The sequence below is a fragment of the Streptococcus canis genome (assembly GCF_900636575.1).
Classification (GTDB): Bacteria; Bacillota; Bacilli; order Lactobacillales; family Streptococcaceae; genus Streptococcus; species Streptococcus canis.
This window is the reverse complement of the sequence record NZ_LR134293.1, coordinates 611,915-629,619: the sequence shown is the minus strand read 5'-3', so window position 1 is coordinate 629,619 and position 17,705 is coordinate 611,915. Positions and strand designations below refer to the sequence as shown.

At 37.2% G+C, this 17,705-nt stretch carries 20 protein-coding genes; 14 read left to right on the top strand and 6 right to left on the bottom strand.

Annotation, left to right across the window (positions count from 1 at the left end; translation table 11 throughout):
* The 10 genes from cadX (at nt 1) to EL097_RS03285 (ending at nt 8,329) form a co-directional block, all read left to right on the top strand.
* Nucleotides 1–339, top strand: a complete 339-nt coding sequence (gene cadX / locus EL097_RS03330; protein WP_000711078.1) for a Cd(II)/Zn(II)-sensing metalloregulatory transcriptional regulator CadX — start codon at nt 1–3, stop codon at nt 337–339.
* A 50-nt stretch (nt 340–389) separates the two neighbouring features.
* Nucleotides 390–1,805, top strand: coding sequence for a helix-turn-helix domain-containing protein (locus EL097_RS03325; protein ID WP_164993786.1), 1,416 nt, complete (start codon nt 390–392; stop codon nt 1,803–1,805).
* Nucleotides 1,806–2,125: 320 nt separating this feature from the next.
* Nucleotides 2,126–2,575 carry an RNA polymerase sigma factor gene (locus EL097_RS03320; protein WP_000066889.1) on the top strand — a complete coding sequence of 150 codons (450 nt, stop codon included), beginning with the start codon at nt 2,126–2,128 and terminating at the stop codon, nt 2,573–2,575.
* A 201-nt stretch (nt 2,576–2,776) separates the two neighbouring features.
* A complete protein-coding gene (locus EL097_RS03315; RefSeq protein ID WP_000874694.1) occupies nt 2,777–3,097 on the top strand; it encodes a hypothetical protein in 321 nt (106 codons plus the stop codon).
* Complete coding sequence (locus tag EL097_RS03310; protein ID WP_000203865.1) at nt 3,097–4,197, top strand: type IV secretion system DNA-binding domain-containing protein; 1,101 nt, start codon at nt 3,097–3,099, stop codon at nt 4,195–4,197. Before EL097_RS03315 ends, EL097_RS03310 begins: the two co-directional genes overlap by 1 nt.
* Nucleotides 4,194–4,799 carry a hypothetical protein gene (locus EL097_RS03305; protein ID WP_000182709.1) on the top strand — a complete coding sequence of 202 codons (606 nt, stop codon included), beginning with the start codon at nt 4,194–4,196 and terminating at the stop codon, nt 4,797–4,799. Before EL097_RS03310 ends, EL097_RS03305 begins: the two co-directional genes overlap by 4 nt.
* A gap of 205 nt (nt 4,800–5,004) precedes the next feature.
* The gene (locus tag EL097_RS03300) at nt 5,005–5,610 is read left to right on the top strand and encodes a replication protein (RefSeq protein ID WP_001040935.1); all 606 of its coding nucleotides are present in this window, start codon (nt 5,005–5,007) and stop codon (nt 5,608–5,610) included.
* Entirely contained in the window at nt 5,603–5,851 is a 249-nt protein-coding gene (locus EL097_RS03295) for a MerR family transcriptional regulator (protein WP_001058391.1), read from the top strand. Before EL097_RS03300 ends, EL097_RS03295 begins: the two co-directional genes overlap by 8 nt.
* An 89-nt stretch (nt 5,852–5,940) precedes the next feature.
* On the top strand, nt 5,941–7,206 hold the full coding sequence (locus tag EL097_RS03290; protein WP_000447185.1) for a tyrosine-type recombinase/integrase: 1,266 nt from the start codon (nt 5,941–5,943) through the stop codon (nt 7,204–7,206).
* 280 nt (nt 7,207–7,486) lie between these two features.
* A complete protein-coding gene (locus tag EL097_RS03285) occupies nt 7,487–8,329 on the top strand; it encodes a DUF368 domain-containing protein (protein WP_003045811.1) in 843 nt (280 codons plus the stop codon).
* 232 nt (nt 8,330–8,561) lie between these two features.
* Here the strand turns inward: EL097_RS03285 and EL097_RS11025 are convergent, their stop codons facing one another.
* A complete protein-coding gene (locus EL097_RS11025; RefSeq protein ID WP_003045813.1) occupies nt 8,562–8,693 on the bottom strand; it encodes a hypothetical protein in 132 nt (43 codons plus the stop codon).
* A gap of 86 nt (nt 8,694–8,779) precedes the next feature.
* Nucleotides 8,780–9,385: an NUDIX hydrolase gene (locus EL097_RS03275; RefSeq protein WP_003045816.1), complete on the bottom strand. Its 606-nt coding sequence runs from the start codon at nt 9,383–9,385 to the stop codon at nt 8,780–8,782.
* A 205-nt stretch (nt 9,386–9,590) separates the two neighbouring features.
* Here EL097_RS03275 and EL097_RS03270 point away from each other — a divergent pair, with 205 nt between their 5' ends.
* Genes EL097_RS03270 through EL097_RS03260 form a run of 3 tightly spaced genes read left to right on the top strand, consistent with a single transcriptional unit; the run spans nt 9,591 to nt 11,570 of the window.
* Complete coding sequence (locus EL097_RS03270; protein WP_002982104.1) at nt 9,591–9,917, top strand: PadR family transcriptional regulator; 327 nt, start codon at nt 9,591–9,593, stop codon at nt 9,915–9,917.
* Nucleotides 9,904–10,491, top strand: coding sequence for a DUF1700 domain-containing protein (locus EL097_RS03265; protein WP_003045818.1), 588 nt, complete (start codon nt 9,904–9,906; stop codon nt 10,489–10,491). Before EL097_RS03270 ends, EL097_RS03265 begins: the two co-directional genes overlap by 14 nt.
* Nucleotides 10,488–11,570, top strand: coding sequence for a DUF4097 family beta strand repeat-containing protein (locus tag EL097_RS03260; RefSeq protein ID WP_003045820.1), 1,083 nt, complete (start codon nt 10,488–10,490; stop codon nt 11,568–11,570). Before EL097_RS03265 ends, EL097_RS03260 begins: the two co-directional genes overlap by 4 nt.
* 315 nt (nt 11,571–11,885) lie before the next feature.
* Here the strand turns inward: EL097_RS03260 and EL097_RS03255 are convergent, their stop codons facing one another.
* Complete coding sequence (locus EL097_RS03255) at nt 11,886–14,150, bottom strand: YhgE/Pip family protein (protein ID WP_003045822.1); 2,265 nt, start codon at nt 14,148–14,150, stop codon at nt 11,886–11,888.
* Between the two features lie 134 nt (nt 14,151–14,284).
* Here EL097_RS03255 and EL097_RS03250 point away from each other — a divergent pair, with 134 nt between their 5' ends.
* A complete protein-coding gene (locus EL097_RS03250; RefSeq protein ID WP_003045824.1) occupies nt 14,285–14,818 on the top strand; it encodes a TetR/AcrR family transcriptional regulator in 534 nt (177 codons plus the stop codon).
* 290 nt (nt 14,819–15,108) lie between these two features.
* Here EL097_RS03250 and rpsD read toward each other — a convergent pair whose 3' ends face one another.
* The 3 genes from rpsD to dnaB all read right to left on the bottom strand — a co-directional run bounded on the left by rpsD (nt 15,109) and on the right by dnaB (nt 17,676).
* Nucleotides 15,109–15,720, bottom strand: coding sequence for a 30S ribosomal protein S4 (rpsD, locus tag EL097_RS03245; protein WP_003045825.1), 612 nt, complete (start codon nt 15,718–15,720; stop codon nt 15,109–15,111).
* Between the two features lie 299 nt (nt 15,721–16,019).
* Nucleotides 16,020–16,298 (bottom strand): Veg family protein, encoded by a 279-nt coding sequence (locus EL097_RS03240; protein ID WP_003045826.1) that lies wholly within the window; start codon nt 16,296–16,298, stop codon nt 16,020–16,022.
* Nucleotides 16,299–16,314: 16 nt separating this feature from the next.
* Nucleotides 16,315–17,676, bottom strand: a complete 1,362-nt coding sequence (dnaB, locus tag EL097_RS03235) for a replicative DNA helicase (RefSeq protein WP_003045827.1) — start codon at nt 17,674–17,676, stop codon at nt 16,315–16,317.
* Between the last annotated feature and the right edge of the window lie 29 nt (nt 17,677–17,705).

Here is a 17,705-nt window from a genome sequence, read left to right as displayed (position 1 = left end):
ATGAAAAAAGATAGTATCTGTCAAGTGGATGTTATAAATCAACAAAATGTTACAACCGCAACGAACTACCTTGAAAAGGAAAAAGTCCAAAAATCACTTCGCATTTTATCAAAATTTACCGATAATAAACAGATAAATATCATCTTTTATCTCCTTGCCGTCGAAGAACTCTGTGTCTGCGATATAGCCTGTTTATTAAATCTCAGTATGGCATCTGCCTCCCACCATCTTCGTAAACTAGCCAATCAAAACATCTTGGACACTAGAAGAGAGGGGAAAATTATATATTATTTTATAAAAGATGAGGAAATCAGAGATTTTTTTAATCAACTAGGATAACAACTATTTCTACTACTTTCTACTTTTCCATGATTATAGGGGGATTATATATGAAATTTTTTGAAGAAAATTATTCACAAGAAATACCTACTCGTATCAAAAATTTAAGAAAAAAATACAATATTACACAAAGCGAACTAGGCAATGCAGGTCAAGTTAGTCAAGTTGAAAGTGGTAAGCGACCAATTACGAGTTCGATGTTAGTTTATTTAAATGCTCTAACCGCTTCGAGCTATACGTATATCGTTTTTGGAGAGTTAGATGAGTTTATTGAGAATCTGTTTCATTATTTTTTCAGTTCTATTTTATATAGAGATTTAGAGGCTGTAGATGAAAAACTATATTCTTTCATGAGTGATGATTTAATTTCAATCCAATCAAGTTGTCTAAGTATTGCCAAGACATTTGCAAATTTCAATATTCAAAGAAAAAGATTTATGATTTCTACTGAAACTGAAATGGATACTTTTCACAAGAAAGATGACATTGACGTATGGGTTGGTGGAAAAAGTTATAACCCCGCTAGAAGTTTTAGAACCCGTACCATCAATGAATTGACTGTCATTGATTTTGAAGAAATGTTTGATATTCTTTGGTTGATGTTAGGGGATAATTTAATTAAATCATTTGAAGTTAATGTCTGTGGTATCCTATTTGAATTAGGCGGAAATGACATACCCTCAACATTTAGGCAAGAAAACATTGATCCTCTCATCAATAAATGGTGGTATGATAATGTTTCGACAGAAATTATCCCTAATCTAATAAAAAAACTCAAAGAAAATCCCTTGTTTAATATCGGATTTATGGTAAATGATATATTAGAAAGAATGTATAAAGAGAATATTCCAAAATCTTACCTTACATCCGTCCCATTAGTTATTTCTCAAAAAGGAAGAACAACCTATTCGTTTAGTATGACTGGTGATCAACAAATAGATGGAGTGAAATTCACACAGATATATGAGGACTATATGAAATTACTCAGTCAAGGTAAGGATATCGCAGAGTTATATCAAAAATATTCTAAAGAAGAGTTGGCAAATCTAGGCATTAATATTTATCAATCCAATGATATAGAAAGGACTGAGGAAAGAACTTTTGATGAAATTATCAGTTGGGTTTCCAACCCTTATGCAACAAGACCAATTCAAGAAAGGCACACTATTCAATTAGAGCCAACAAGATTTTCACTAGAGGATAAGAAAAGAATTGAAGAAGCTGCAGCTCAAGGACTAAGCGAAATCGACCCTATTGATTTAGTTGACCTATATGATATTAATTTAGACAATACAAGCGTCAATCGCCATATTGTGGGGTTATTGACTAATAACACCCAAGTAACATACTATTTCCAAGAACAATTAAATAAGGAGTTGCTGTCAATGGCTCACGCTTTAGATAACGTACAACAGGCCTTTATTAAATTATTAAGTGAAGAGGAGATACGAAAATTTGCTCTTTAAAGACTAGGTGAATCGCCTAGTCTTTTTTTGCGCCTCGTTTTACAAATTAGTCTATTGAAGTAAAAAAAGAAGTAAAAAATAAAAGAACATTACGCCTTATACTGAATATATCAAGAAAAACTCTTGATATAAATTTTAATAGTCCAAATTGATGGCCATCAAAGGACAGATTGAAACAAATATGATGACATGACGATAAAGGTCATGTCTTGCATAGAATTGTTTCGCTGTTTCTTTGTTGTGCCTTTTGGTATACTCAGCGTTCAATATTTGCTCATTTTGTTTCCTTCTGTCCAAAGGACAGAAAGGAGCTCATCATTATGAGTAATAAAGTACAAGAACGTCGTGAGCGTAAAATCAAAGAAGCTATTAAAGCTAAAAATTGGGATGAAGTAACTCGTTTGCTTCAACAAGAACAAAGTAACGCAGAACGTCGTGACCGATACCACAATAGACGAATCAAAGACGAAACAATAGCTAGCAAAAATGCCAAAAAGTCTGTACGTTATGATGTCATTGCAAGTTCTGATTTGAATCCCGAAGAAGCTTTAATCCTAGAGGAGTTAAGACAAGCTATTCGTGAAGCTAAAGCATCCCTATCAGAAATTGACAGTAAGATTGTTGAAATGATAGCGGAACAAGGTTCAAGCTATAAAGAAACGGCTCGCTATATCACTGAACATTATAAGAAAATGAGTGATGTAACTGTTAAATCCCATTATTGTAAAGCGCTAAAAAAATTAGCTCCTTTATTAAAAGCTTACCGCTAATCCCTCAAATCCAGTGTCTCTGTCACTGGATTTTTTGTAAAAAAAAATTAAAAATTCAACAAATAACTTTGCGTTTAGCTGTCTCATTCTCCTTAGTAATGAGGAGGTGGTCAGATAACCTAAAAAACAAAGTCCAGCTCATGACCCAAACCGAGCCTGTCGCATTCACACTATCTCTTATTCATAAGGAGGATTTGCCCTATGGCGTTTAAAATGAAAACCACAAAAGGTGGTTATACAACTACATTGGCTGATAAAATTATCAGTCAAAAACAACCGATTTACTCACTTAGTACCGAACTTGAACCACAACAACGGTTTGAAGAAGGAAAACCAACCGGAGAAATCGTAGCTTATAAAGCATGGTTTGTACAGGAAGGGCAAGACCCTTTCCAAGTAAAATTTGAAGAAACGATTGAGCTTCCAGCTTTTCAATCCATGATTCAATTTGACACACTACAAGCCTGCGAAGTAAAATATAACATCTACTTCAAAGCAAATGGTATCAAGGAGGTTCGGTAATGACTTCACAATCTCGTGATGTGCTGAACCAATCTTACCTGCAATCTTACCTGCTCCAGAGCCTAAACATGGCTCTGGGGGCTTTAATGCAGGGAGAAACCAGCTACACCAATTCTTTTAATATTGTTATTCAAGCAGACGGCTTTATCTTTGTCCCTCGTCTACCATGTGCTTATATCCTTGATGATGACTTGTACAAGAAAATCTTTCTGATTGCCAATGCTTCACTTTATCCACAATATACGCTTCTAAAACAAAACGCTACCTATTTTGTCCCTCTAGAAACAGATGACTTACACACTCAGCGTGGATTATTTTTCCCTTGGAAAAAGGGAATTTCAGAACGTTTAGTCATTCCAGATTTGGATAAGTTTTCAGCTAGCTTGCCACAGGGGAAAATCCCTATCATGAAGTACTTTGAACTCAATTTAGATAAGGTTAATCACTGGGCTATTGCTGGAAATTCAGGTTCTGGGAAATCGTACGCTCTCACTTATTTCTTGAGTGTACTAAAGCATATGTCTGACTTGATTATCATTGACCCTAAATTTGATACCCCAAGTCGATGGGCAAGAGAAAATCACGTTGCTGTTATACACCCTGTTGAAAACCGTTCAAAATCAGATTTTGTCTCACAGGTCAATGAACAATTAAGTCAGTGTGCAACTCTCATTCAGAAACGACAAGCTATCTTGTATGATAATCCCAATCATCAATTTACCCATCTAACTATTGTTATTGATGAAGTCCTCGCTCTATCAGAGGGAGTCAATAAGAATATCAAAGAAGCCTTTTTCTCCCTACTCTCACAGATTTCCTTATTAGGACGTGCTACCAAAATCCATCTGTTTTTGGTAAGCCAGCGTTTTGACCACAATACTATTCCAATTTCAGTGAGGGAACAGCTAAACGTATTGTTGCAAATTGGAAATATCAATCAGAAAACTACTCAATTTTTATTTCCAGACCTAGACCCAGAGGGTATTGTTATTCCAATAGGACATGGGACAGGTATCATTCAAGTTATCGATAATGAACATCCCTACCAAGTTCTGCCCTTACTCTGTCCAACCTACTACACTAAACGAGGTATTCTATGACCAATAAAACCTACTTTATGAGAAGTTTTAATCTCATACTATATTTATTTCTATTTGCACCTATCTGTTCTGCATTTGGATGGTTATTCAATTATCTTTCCGTTCAATTAACAAATATCACGTTTGTCAATTTAGATACGGTCAAAAGTATTACGGATATCATTAGTTCCGTTTGTCATGGATTTGCACTTATTTCTCTTCTACTTGCCTTATTTTTGGTTGGATTAGAAATAATACAACGGTTGAAAACAGATAGTCTTTGGAACTATATCCAATCTGTCTATCACACTTTTCTGTTGCGACACTTCCTGTTTCAGCGTGAACGAGTACAGAAGATAAGCAATCTTGAACATCAGACGGTTACTACTATCAACCCAATCCATAACGGATTTAACCGAGCTGTTCGTAAGTGTATCGTAGATATACGAAAAGATACCATCACTATTTTTCTAAAAGTGCCTAGAGACCAACAAGGGCAAAAAATCCTAAAAGAGATGGAAGCACAATTAAAAGAAGAAATCGTCAGCCAACACGCAGACTATTATTTCTCCTCTCCTATTCGAGTTCGTAACCAATTGTGGTTCACTGGACAAAAACGTTAATCCCTTGGGGCTGTGGCTTGCGTTAAGCAAAAGCCAGACAGCCCCTTTTTATATTCTTTTCTATCATGACATATTGGGGTGACTACGACCCCCAATATGTCAATAATCAATAATCACAAAAAATTCAATTTTTTCAAAAAAACTTTGCATACGACCTGTCATTTCTCCTTAGTAATAGAACCCAAAAGAAATGAGGTAACTGCCTATGGCAAAAGAACAGCGCTCAACCAAATGGACTTTTCTCTTCTACGAGGAAAGCGCCCCAGAGAACTACTTGAATATATTAGAGGAACTCCATATTCCGTTTATTCTTAGTCCTTGGCACGATAAGGACGTTAATAGACAGACGGGAGAGTTCAAGAAATCGCACAAACACGGTGCTTTCTTCTTTGATTCACTGAAAAGCTATTCACAAGTATCAAATATCATCAGTGACAAACTAAACGGTCCAGCACATGTGGAGGTAGTTATGTCTCCCACTGGTTTATTTGACTACTTTACCCATGCGGAAAATCCAGATAAGACCCCCTACAACATTGAGGATATTGAAGTCGGTTGCGGCTTTAATTTAGAAAAATTCTTGATGGAGATGAACTCCTCGGATTTTATACATGAAGTAGTTGATATTATCGAAGAGAACGACTTTACCGAATTTGAAGAATTGGTCTGGTATGCCCGAGCAAACAATACCAATTTATTAGGGCTTATCATTGAACGTACATATTTCTTCGCTAAATACCTAGATTCACGAAGATACAATCCTAATCGACTCCATAATTCAAACACAGAGGAGAAAGAGAATAATGAATAACGAAAAATTAGAACAAATTGAACAATTATTGCAAACACTTATCAAACTCATTCAAATCAAAGAACAGAACATACCACTAAAGATAATACAACAGCGAGAATTGCTAAAACAGCTAAATATCTCCCCAAACACACTAAAAACTTGGGAACAAAAAGGATTAAAAAGATTAGAACCTCCTATAGAGGGAACTCGAACCGTCTTCTATCTACTAGATGATATTATCAACTTTTTACAATCCTAATTCTGAAAATTTGTGCTAAAATAGTTTTATCTAAAAGAAAGAGTGGTAACTATTTTAGCCTACTTCAATATCCATGAAGAAAGGCAAATATGGAAACTGAAACAATTATTCATAATGGCAAAAAAGTCATTAAAAAAATCAAAAAAGATAAGTCCATCTCATACACTTTGAAGGGGACATTTCTGGGAAAAGATATCAAAACTGGTAAGCAAGTCACTACTACCATTACAGCCAAGACACTAAAACAGTTAGATAGAGCAATCATTCAAGCACGACTAGAATTTGAAAAAAATGGCTCAACACGAGAAAAAGTTATCGTCATTGATACACTGGAAGATTTAGCTGAAGAATGGTTTAAATCATATAAAACCTGGGTTAACTCGCATAATACTCTGAACAGAGTAAGAGGTTATCTTGATAATTATATTATCCCTAAATTTGGAGATTACAAACCAGATAAAATTGAATCTGCGGATATCCAGCTTTGGTTAAACGATTTGGCAAAGAAATCAAAAGAGTCCATTGAATCTGGTATAAAGCGTGCTGATAAAGGTAGTGCTAAAGATTTTGGTGCTGTTATCCATAAGTTGAAAGATATTTTTGACTATGGAATTACAAACTATGGACTAATCACTAATCCTGTTAGCACTGTTAAGATACCACCTAAGCCAAAATCAAATAAGCAACGCATCATGGTATTACATGATGATGGTCTTGTAATATGGCTTAATTATCTTGAAAGTTTAGATAACAATAGAGCCAATCGTAGATTTAAGTTAATTTGTAATACTCTATTAGCCTCCGCTTTGCGAATAAATGAATTACTTGCATTGACGATTGATGACCTAGATTTTGAAAATTCTTCTATTAACGTCAGTAAAACATTGATGTGGAAAACCGCAAATAAAAAAGATGGGACAAAAGGGGAAGTTATCTGTAAAGCTACACCAAAAACTGATGCAGGAAATCGCTCTGTCCCTGTCCCTCCCCCCATAATAGAAAAACTCAGAGATTTCCACCACGAAATGAACAAGTATCTTGAATTGCACAACAGACATAGAACAAAACTGATTTTCCCTACAATCTATGGGAACTATATGTGTGACAGAAACGAGAGAACAACTCTTAAGAAAAGGTTAGTAGGTCTTGGATTACCAAACTATGGTTTCCATTTATTCCGACATACTCATGCTTCAATGCTACTTAATGCTGGAACAAATTGGAAAGAACTCCAAGTCAGAATGGGACATAAATCCATTTCAACTACAATGGATACTTACGCTGAATTAGCACCACAACGAAAGTTAGAAGCTGTGGGGATTTATCTTGAAAAGATTGCTGAGCTAACGCAATAACTACTCTACCATTCACTCTACCTTTTATTATGTAGCATTCTAGAAACATTGATGTACCAACGTTTCTAACAGCTAAAATAGAAATTATTTAACTCTTACTGAAGTAAAATAAGACAATGTATAGAAAGCCTATGAAATCAACGTTTCAAAGGCTTTTTTTGTTTTAGTTTGAGCAAGACTAGTCTAGCTTCCTCTTCGCCAGTTCAACACCCTACAGTTTTCGCTCCGCTGCTCTCTTAAAAATATGGTACAATAAGATAACTATTTTTTGGAGGCAGTTATGGTTTCGTTTATTTCTCGCGTCTTTAAGGGAATGATTATTGCGCTTGGTTTCATTTTACCTGGAGTATCAGGTGGGGTTTTAGCAGCCATTCTTGGCATCTATGAACGTATGATTTCGTTCTTGGCCCATATTCGTGATCATTTTGTAGAAAATGTGCTCTTTTTCCTACCGGTTGGTATTGGGGGGATTTTAGGAATTGCTCTTTTTTCCTACCCTGTTGAATTTCTGTTAAAACATTATCAAGTTGTTGTTCTTTGGGGCTTTGCTGGAGCGATTGTGGGAACTATCCCTAGCCTTGTTGCTGAATCGACCAAACACTCCAAACGTGATCAAACAGATATGATTTGGTTAGTGGCTACTTTTGTTGTGTCTGGTCTTGGCCTCTATTTTCTGAATGACCTTGTGGGCACTCTTCCTGCTAATTTTCTAACCTTTATTCTAGCAGGTGTCTTGATTGCCTTGGGAGTTTTAGTTCCCGGGCTCAGCCCATCCAATTTGCTATTAATACTAGGGCTCTATTCCCCTATGCTGATTGGTTTCAAATCACTTGATTTGATGGGAACATTCTTACCGATTGCTATTGGGGGAATCTTGGCTATCCTCGCTTTTTCAAAAATCATGGATTTTGCCTTGACCCATCACCATTCCCGCGTTTATCATTTTATTATCGGTATCGTCTTATCAAGTACGATTCTGATTTTAATTCCAAACAGCAGTAGTAGTGAATCTATTTCGTACGTTGGCGCTAGTCTAGGGACTTGGGTAACGGCCTTTCTTCTCTTCGCTTTAGGAATATGGCTAGGTCTTTGGATGAGTAAACTTGAAGAAAAATACAAATAAGGCTGGCCTCTATCTTGACAACTTTATTGACAGTCAAAAAAGGGAGTGGGAAAGAACTCATAGCAATCAACAAAGAGTTCGTTTTCCCACCCCCGCACAGTTGATTAGGCTATCTTTGAAGATTGAAAAGCGAACAAAGATGCCAATCAACCACTACGTCTTGCAATTCTAGCTTAAATAAAATTAGGAGTTGGACTTTTTGCCCAGCTCCTTTTTGCAGTCTTTTAGTAACTTAAACATTCACTAAAATGATTTCTTTCAATGCTTTTACTGATAGCACTTGGTCTGAAGCAACTAATTCATTATCTAATAAAAGAGCTAGAAAAGCTAGACTACCATATAAAGTAATCGTTTCTACCGTCATTTCTTTTCTCAATCTATCATCGCTTTCCCTAGTTTACGCCATCATGCCAAATCGATCAAGGGCCGCCGATATCCTTCGTCCTCTGCTTATTCTTCTTGCGTTGTTTTTTTCAGAATATCAATAAAACATTGGGTAAACTGAGCAGTCATTCCCCAGATAGTCTCTTCTAGATTTTCATAAAATGGAATACTACGATATTGCTGGCTAAATTGGTAGTCTTTGCCATTACGAATACGGTCAAAAGGAAAGTCCGTTGTTTCAATAGGAGCTGCTTCTAAACGATAGTAGACAGGATCTGTGACAAGTAGTTGACGTAAAGGTACTGTAAAGATCCTGTCAACTTCTTCGTTAGGCTGTATGCTTTTCCAATCATCAATAATTAATTGACCAACAAAACAATGAATAGTCCTAGATGACTGTACTAAATAATCAATTTCACCCCATATCTGGATCTGGGACGCATCAACAATTAATTCCTCAACTGTTTCTCGGACAGCAGCCTCTTGGAGTGTCTCCTGATTTTCTACTCGCCCCCCTGGGAAAGAAACTTCCCCTGGTTGTGAAACATATTGGCTTCTCACTTCATATAAGATATGCCAGTCATCATTGATAAGAATAAGAGGTAAAAACACAGCGTACCGCTTCTTCTCTCCTAGTGGTTTTGCCTGATACTGCTTTAATAAGTCCTTCATAACCTTTCTCTAATTTCTCTTTCCGTTAGTCTTATCTTCATCATAACCAATCCTAGCTTTTTGGTCAACCTATTACGCCTAGTTAGTGATTTTTGGTATATATTATTTTTTTATATATAAAATATTGACATATCAAAAAACTAAGTTTATACTAAATGTATAAAATAATTATATATAAAATTTTTATATATGAAAGGAGCCTAAAATGTATTTTCCAGTATCGGCTACCTTGATTGAATTTCTGATTTTAGCCATTGTCGAAAAAAATGATTCTTACGGTTACGATATTAGTCAAACCATTAAACTAGTGGCTAATATCAAAGAATCCACCCTCTATCCTATTCTTAAAAAATTGGAAAAGGCAGGTTTTTTGACAACTTATAGTCAAGAACATCAGGGACGAAAGCGTAAATATTATGCTGTCACTTCTTCGGGAAGAGCGCAGCTGATTTTTCTAAAAAAAGAATGGCAGAGCTATAAATTTGCCTTAGACGGGATTATTGAAGGGAGCTTAAGACATGACAAGGACTGAGTATCTAGCAGAACTAGATAAATACTTGCGCAAATTACCTAGAGAAGACTACCATGAAGCGATGGAATATTATATTGAATATTTTGATGAAGCTGGTCCTGACAAAGAAAGTCAGGTGATCGACGATTTAGGAAGTCCTAAAGAAGCTGCCAGTGAAATCATTTCAACTGTTCTAGGAAAACACTTGGCAACTCCCGGAAAAACTCCAAAAAATCAGGCAACAATCATTGGATTAACCCTTTTGTCCCTCTTTGCTGCTCCGATTGCTTTACCAGTATTGCTGGCGTTGATTCTCTTTATTATTGCCTGCCTAATGCTCGGGCTCACAGCTATTTTTGCCGCCTACGTTTTTGGGCTTGCAGGCATTCTTATCGCAGGAGTGACCCTGTTTGAAAGCTTAACCTTGCTTGGCTCATCTATTCCTGCACAAGCTATGGGAATCGGCAGCGCCTTGTTGAGCTTTGGTGGTGGTATTCTTATTTGGATTATTGCTACAGCAATCCTTCGTTTTTCAGGACGGGCTTTTGTTGCCTTTATTAAGTGGATTAGTAATAAGAAAGGAGCCCAAGTATGAAAAATATCTCACGTAAATGCTTTATGACCAGTGTGGTATGTATTATTCTAGGAGCCATTCTTCTAGGGGCTGGCTATGCAACTGGAGGACTTCAGAACATTAAACACCAAACAGCTCCCAAAAAGGTCATCAAAACATTTGACCAAATAACTGCTCTTGACATTGACAGCAATTTTTCAACTATTACAGTAGAGACAGGACCTGTTCAAAAGCCAACAGTGACCTATTACACACATCCTAAATTTATTGACCCTATCGTTGCAACAGTAACAGGTAAGACTCTATCTCTTTCGCAAAAACCTAAAGACCTTGTCATCACTGGTGGAATTGAAATTTTAGGTTTTACTCTCAATAATAATCGTCGAGAGAAGAACTACCGTTCTATTATCATTACTGTTCCTGAAAAGACCAGCCTCGACGAAATTAAGGGGAGTAATGTCCCACATACCACTCTGTCAAATCTAACCGTCCAAAAGATGCAATTCAATGGAAATCTTACCCTTTTACATACCAAAGTCAAGAAAGCTACTATCACTGGTATGTTGGATGCCACTAAAAGCCAGTTAACAAATCTCGAGTTAAAAGCTGACTATTCTTTTTCAAACCTGACTGATTCTAGTGTGGAAAATGGGACCATCAGCTTAGGAAATGGACAACTAACTACTAAAGATACCACTCTAAAAGCTGTCAATATTCAATCGCTACACCCTGGTGGTATAAAAGCCGAGAGAGCAACCCTTGAAGATGTGACCTTCACTGTTTCTAAAAGCAAAGAAGAAGAGGAGGAGAACGACTCCTATGACAACAGTGCTATCTTCACCGCTCATGCCCTTACCCTTAAAGGTATTAATACTATTACTGGGGGTGATATTGATGTTGACATAACCTTGACAGAAGCAAAGGCAATCGCCTACAAAGCAAGGACAGAAAATGGTAAAGTCTCCCTTGGCTCACAGCTGACACCAGCTAAGATTGATAAGGAATCATCTTCAGATGTTATTGCTTATGTTGCTGAGAATAAAGCGGCTACAGGAAACTTAGTGGTTGACCTCAATAAAGGAGATATTACTATTAAATAACCTTAGCAAGGCAATTAAAAAACTTGACAGAAATTGTCAAGCTACAGATTGAAGAAAAAGTCCAGTTAGGACAATGTTTCTTCAATCTTTTTTTGCTCCTCTAAAAAAGAAAAACTCCTGAAACATGACAACCTAAGTGTTTCAAGAGTTGGTTGAAGTCATGATCATTAAATCATTTTTATCGACATCTTCTTAAAAATAGAGTTTGTCTACGTTCTGAAGCTTGACAGAAATTGTCAAGCTATTATCAAAATAAGACAAAAAAACAGCAGCTAGCGTAACTGCCTTAGATGCTGTTTTTTGAGGTTATTTTATTTAGACTGTTTTCTTGGGACGATAAATGAGCAGTGCTAACACCATAAATGCCAGTAAGAAACCAGTTAAGACTTTCACTTCTACTCCAATATTACCTGCTAATGAAATGGTTTCTCGTAAACCAGATACCACGTAAGTCATTGGTAAGAATGGATGTAACCTTTGGAAAAATGCTCCGCTTAACTCAATTGGATAAGAGCCACCCGAAGAGCCAACCTGAAGCAATAACATGACCAAAGAAGCAAAGGAGCCATATCGATCATCCCAGCCGACCAAAGCTGTGACAAGAGCCATAAGCGTCCAACCACTTAACATAATAAATCCTAAGGTTTCCATACCATAACGAGCCTCAAACCCTAATAATTGAATGGCTAAATAAAGAATAATAGAACCCAGAGTTGAAATAAAGCCATTAATAACAAATTTTTGTTTAGCCCAATCCCATTTACCTTTAACCGGACGACCAGATAAAGAGTTAGCAAAAATAACATTGGTTGAAAGCGCCACAACCATTAAAGAAACAGCAATCATATAAGGTGCCATCCCTATCCCATTCGTCTTAACATCATCTTTATCTTTCTCATTTAATACGACAGGTTTTGCAACGGCTTGAGCATTTTTACCAGTCACAGAAACAAGTGATAACTGCTGTGATGCTTTGGCTAAGGAAGCATTTAAGGTTGACAAGCCTGTTGACAATTCTGTCAATCCACTCGTTAATTGATGACCACCTTGGCTCAATTGGGAACTGCCATCAGCTAGTTTAGTAGCACCCTCTAATAATTGATAACTACCATCTAGTAATTCTCCAGACTTGGCTGATAAGGCACTGGCACCTTCTGAGAGTTTTGTCACTCCTGAACTAATGCCAATGTTATGACCATCTAATTGGGTTAATCCTGCTGTTAATTGGCCACTACCAGGTAATACCTGTTGTTTTAAGCTATCATTTACCTTTGCTAAACCTGTTGATAATTCAGTTAAGGCAGAACTTGCTCCCGGCAAAGCTTGATTGGATTGATTAGCAATCTGTGCAATAGCTTCCTTAAACTGGTCTAGCTGCCCCCCTTGAGAGAGAGACTGTAAACTTGTTGACAAGGTTTGAACAGACCTTAAAATCGTTTGAGCAGCAGACACCGTTTCACCCTTATCAGTTTGGCTAAGAGCAGCAGTTAATTCCCCTTGTTGTTCAGCAGTTAATGACTGATAAGCACTAGTAGCTTGTAGGGCTGCTAGTTGTTCTTTGTGAGTGGCAGCTTCTTTAGCAAGTAACTGTTGCGCAGCTTGAGCAATGGCATCCAAGTTGCTCCCTAACTCATCGATATTAAGTTTTGGTGCCTGCATCGTTGAGAGGCCTGCATTTAATTGCTGGATACCTTGATTTAAAACCGGTAATCCTACCACCAAAGATTGGATTCCTTTAGCTTTATCATCAGAAATCGTTGTCGCTTGTGTCAACTGTACCAGACCGTGGTTAAGTTGAGAAGCTCCTTGTGATAACCGAGAAACCCCATTCAGGTAAACTGGCATATCGGTTGACAGTTGCCCTAGACCATCCTTTACTTGACTGACACCAGCTGTATAGGCCGTTAAACCTGACGTTAAACGATTAGTTCCTTGCTGAAATCGCTGACTAGCACCAGATAAACCTGCTAAGTTATCTGAGAGCCTTTGACTACCCATTTGGGCTGTCTTAGCTCCTGAAACCAGTGCTTGACTGCCTATTGAGGCTTCTTTTAATCCTGATTGAAGTTCTGTCATTCTTCCAAAAACAGCTGCTGTATAGGTTTTGGTGATGTTTTGGGAAACAGACTCTTTCAGCTTAGCCATGGCTGTCTCGCTCATCTTTGATGCCACCATCCCATGCCCCTTACTAGTTTGGTAACGAATCGTTAATTTTTCAGGGTTGGGGTTTAATAGAGTTGCCGCCCTCTGAGAAAGATTTTCAGGCAAGGTAATTACCATATAATAATCACCTTCTTTAAGCCCCTTTTGAGCTCGGTTAGCTGAAACAAAATGATACTCTAGATCCTTATTTTTAGACATCTTGTCCACCATATCGTCTCCAATTGTCAATGACCTATCAGCCATCTTGGCAGGCTTATCATGATTGACAACCGCAATAGGAAGATCTTCTACATGACCATAGGGATCCCACATTGAGCCTAGAAAGGACAAATTATATAAGGCGGGCACTAGGGCCACACCAATCATTGTAATGATTAATTTTGGATTTTTAATAAGTGTTTTAAGTTCTTCTAACATTTTTTCTCCCGAAATGGACATACTGTTCAAAAATTATGATAAAATATATTATACAAGTAAAATCAAAATTTACAAGATAAAAGGTTTCATTTTTGGACATTATGTCTAAAAGTGTTCAAAAGGAGAGTCAGCTAATGGTCAATCGAAAAGAAAACACAAGGCAAGCTATCTTAAAAGCAATGGTTATCTTACTAAAAACAGAGAGCTTTGATGACATCACTACAATTAAACTCGCCAAAATGGCTGGTATTAGCCGGTCGAGTTTTTATACCCACTACAAAGACAAATATGAAATGATTGACTATTACCAGCAGACCTTTTTTCATAAACTAGAGTACATTTTTGAAAAAGAATACCAGAATAAAGAGCAAGCCTTTCTTGAAGTTTTTGAATTTCTCCAAAGAGAACAACTTCTCTCTTCTCTCTTATCTGCTAATGGTACCAAAGAGATTCAAACCTTCATCATCAATAAAGTTCGCCTACTCATCAATACTGATTTACAGGACAAGTTCCGCACCGAAGAGTTGTCTCAAACAGAAAAAGAGTACCGAAGCATCTACCTAGCCCATGCTTTTTTTGGCGTCTGCCAAAGTTGGATTGCTAAGGGTAAGAAAGAATCGCCACAAGAAATGGCACGCTTTGTCCTCAAAATGCTCACAAATTCCTAAAAAATAGGATAATTACATATTACTTCCCCTGAGACCTTTGCACTATCAACTTGGCTGACGGTTTTCGTTTTCCAATCTATCACCCTGACTTGAATCCATATCTAACCGAATTCCATGACACCCAACCCATTTAGAGGACATTAAAAATTGTTTCATTCTTTGAAACAGCCATAAAATCAATCTAACTAAAATTCAAGGTTAGCAAAAAGGTAAGCAAACCCAGAAATCAATGTTTTAAGACAAAGCAAAAAGCCCACAATAGTAGGCTTTCAGCAAGTCTAATCTTAACATTAAAGCATTTTGTTGTAGAATTCAACGACAAGTGCTTCATTGATTTCTGGGTTAATTTCATCGCGCTCTGGAAGGCGAGTTAATGAACCTTCAAGTTTTTCAGCATCGAAAGATACAAATGCTGGACGTCCAAGAGTGGCTTCAACAGCTTCAAGGATTGCTGGTACTTTAAGTGATTTTTCACGAACTGAAATCACTTGACCAACTTCAACACGATATGAAGGAATATCAACGCGTTTACCATCAACAAGAATGTGACCATGGTTAACGAATTGACGTGCTTGACGACGAGTCGTTGCAAGACCTAAACGGTAAACAACGTTGTCAAGGCGACGTTCTAAAAGAACCATAAAGTTGAAACCAAGAGTTCCTTCTTTGATTTTTGTAGCCTGTACGAACAAGTTACGGAATTGTTTTTCACCAAGTCCGTATGAAAAACGTAATTTTTGTTTCTCAGCAAGTTGCAAACCGTATTCTGAAAGTTTGCTACGGTTGTTAGGACCGTGTTGACCTGGAACGTAGTTACGACGTGCCAACTCTTTACCTGTGCCTGTAAGCGATAAGCCAAGGCGACGTGATTGTTTCCATGATGGACCAGTATAACGTGACATATTGTATGTCCTCCTCTAAATAAATAATGAGGAAATAACCGTTTGAAAAATCCTGATTCGTGCAGGGGGTCTTCGCCTAAACAGCAAAGGTTACTAAATTTAGAACCACCTGTTGACGAGCTTCATATTTTTCTGCTATTATTTCACACAAATGACATTATAGCATTAAAAGGTAAAACTTACAATAGTTTTTCCTCCCTATTTATTTGATCTTCAATATCTGATATGGAAAGATTGACAACATTGTCAACTTTAATGTAAAGAAAGAACCTCTTATGAGGTTAAAATGTAATATCTATCTACTCTTGTTCTAGGTAACGAATCAAGGTTTTCTCCGTTAAGATGTCTGAATAAGTATAAGATTCAACGTAAGAATTATTGATTGCTCCTGGAACGTCTGAACTATCATTGTATTCAATGATAAACAAAGAGCTGTAAACTTCAATCAATCTACCGACTTTATTTTTTTCACGTTTTCGACCATTTTCAAGTGTCAACTCGACTAATTGCCCTTCGTGGGCTTTAATATCTTCTTTAATTTTCTTCATTTTTGCAACATCTGCAAATGCATCACTCATTTTTTATCTCTCTTTCTTATCTTTCCTCAAACTGGGCTATGGTTGAAAATTTATTGTACTCTTTTTGGAACATCAGCTTGACTGTTCCACGCGCACCAGCCCTATTTTTCTCAAGAATTACTTCAATCGTGTTATCTTCAACAGCTGCTTCAGCATCATCACCTTCTTTACGATAATAATCATCTCGATATAAGAAGGCTACAATATCAGCATCCTGCTCAATAGATCCTGATTCACGAATATCCGATAGCACTGGTCGTTTGTCTTGCCTTTGCTCAACGCCACGAGAAAGCTGACTTAGGGCAATAACTGGTACTTTCAATTCTTTAGCCAGAATTTTGAGTTGTCTTGAAATATCAGAAACTTCTTGCTGGCGGTTTTCTGGTTTGGTTCCTGTAATCAACTGTAAATAGTCAATTACAATCAGTCCTAAACCTCCAGCCACTTCTTGAGACAATTTCCGTGATCTCGCTCGAATTTCGGTGATTTTAATTCCTGGAGTATCATCTATATATATCGGTGCTTCTGCTAGAGCTCCTTGGGCAATAGTCACATTATTCCAATCTTGATCTGTCAATTGACCCGTTCTCAGACTATGTGAATCAACCATTCCTTCAGCTGCCAACATACGGTCAACTAAACTCTCTGCCCCCATCTCCAAAGAAAAAATAGCCACGGCCCTTTTTTGCTTGGTTCCAACATTCTGGGCAATATTCAGCACAAAAGCTGTTTTACCAACTGCTGGACGAGCTGCTAAAATAATTAACTGATCAGGGTGTAAACCTGTTGTAATCTTGTCAAGATCTCTAAAACCAGTTGGTAAACCTGTAACGTCTGAGGTCTGCTTGGAGCGAACTTCTAAGTTTTCATAATTAACTTTTAAAACGTCGGAAATTTTTCGAAAACCGCTACGATTACTATGCTCTTTAATCTCAATGAGCGCTTTTTCAGCTCCAGCGATAATATCTTCTGGACCAGAAGCACCCTCATAAGCTAGGTTGACAGTATCTGTCAATCTGGCAATAATTTCGCGTAACATTGCCTTCTCAGCTACAATTTTAGCATAATATTCCGCATTGGCACTTGTTGGGACACTATTAACTAATTCAACTATATAGGAGAGACCACCAATGTTTTGCAGGTCTCCCTGATTATCTAAAATCGCTCTAACAGTTGTTGCATCAATGGCATCATTGCGATCACTGAGGGTAATCATTGCCCGAAAAATAATTTTATGAGCATACTTGTAAAAATCGTCTGAGCTGATAAATTCTCTCACTGCAATGAGCTTATCAGGTGAGATAAAGATTGAGCCTAGGACAGATTGTTCCGCTAGTAAATCTTGCGGTTGAACTCGTAATTCAGCTACTTCAGGCAACCTCAACACCTCCAAATCTTATTTCATTT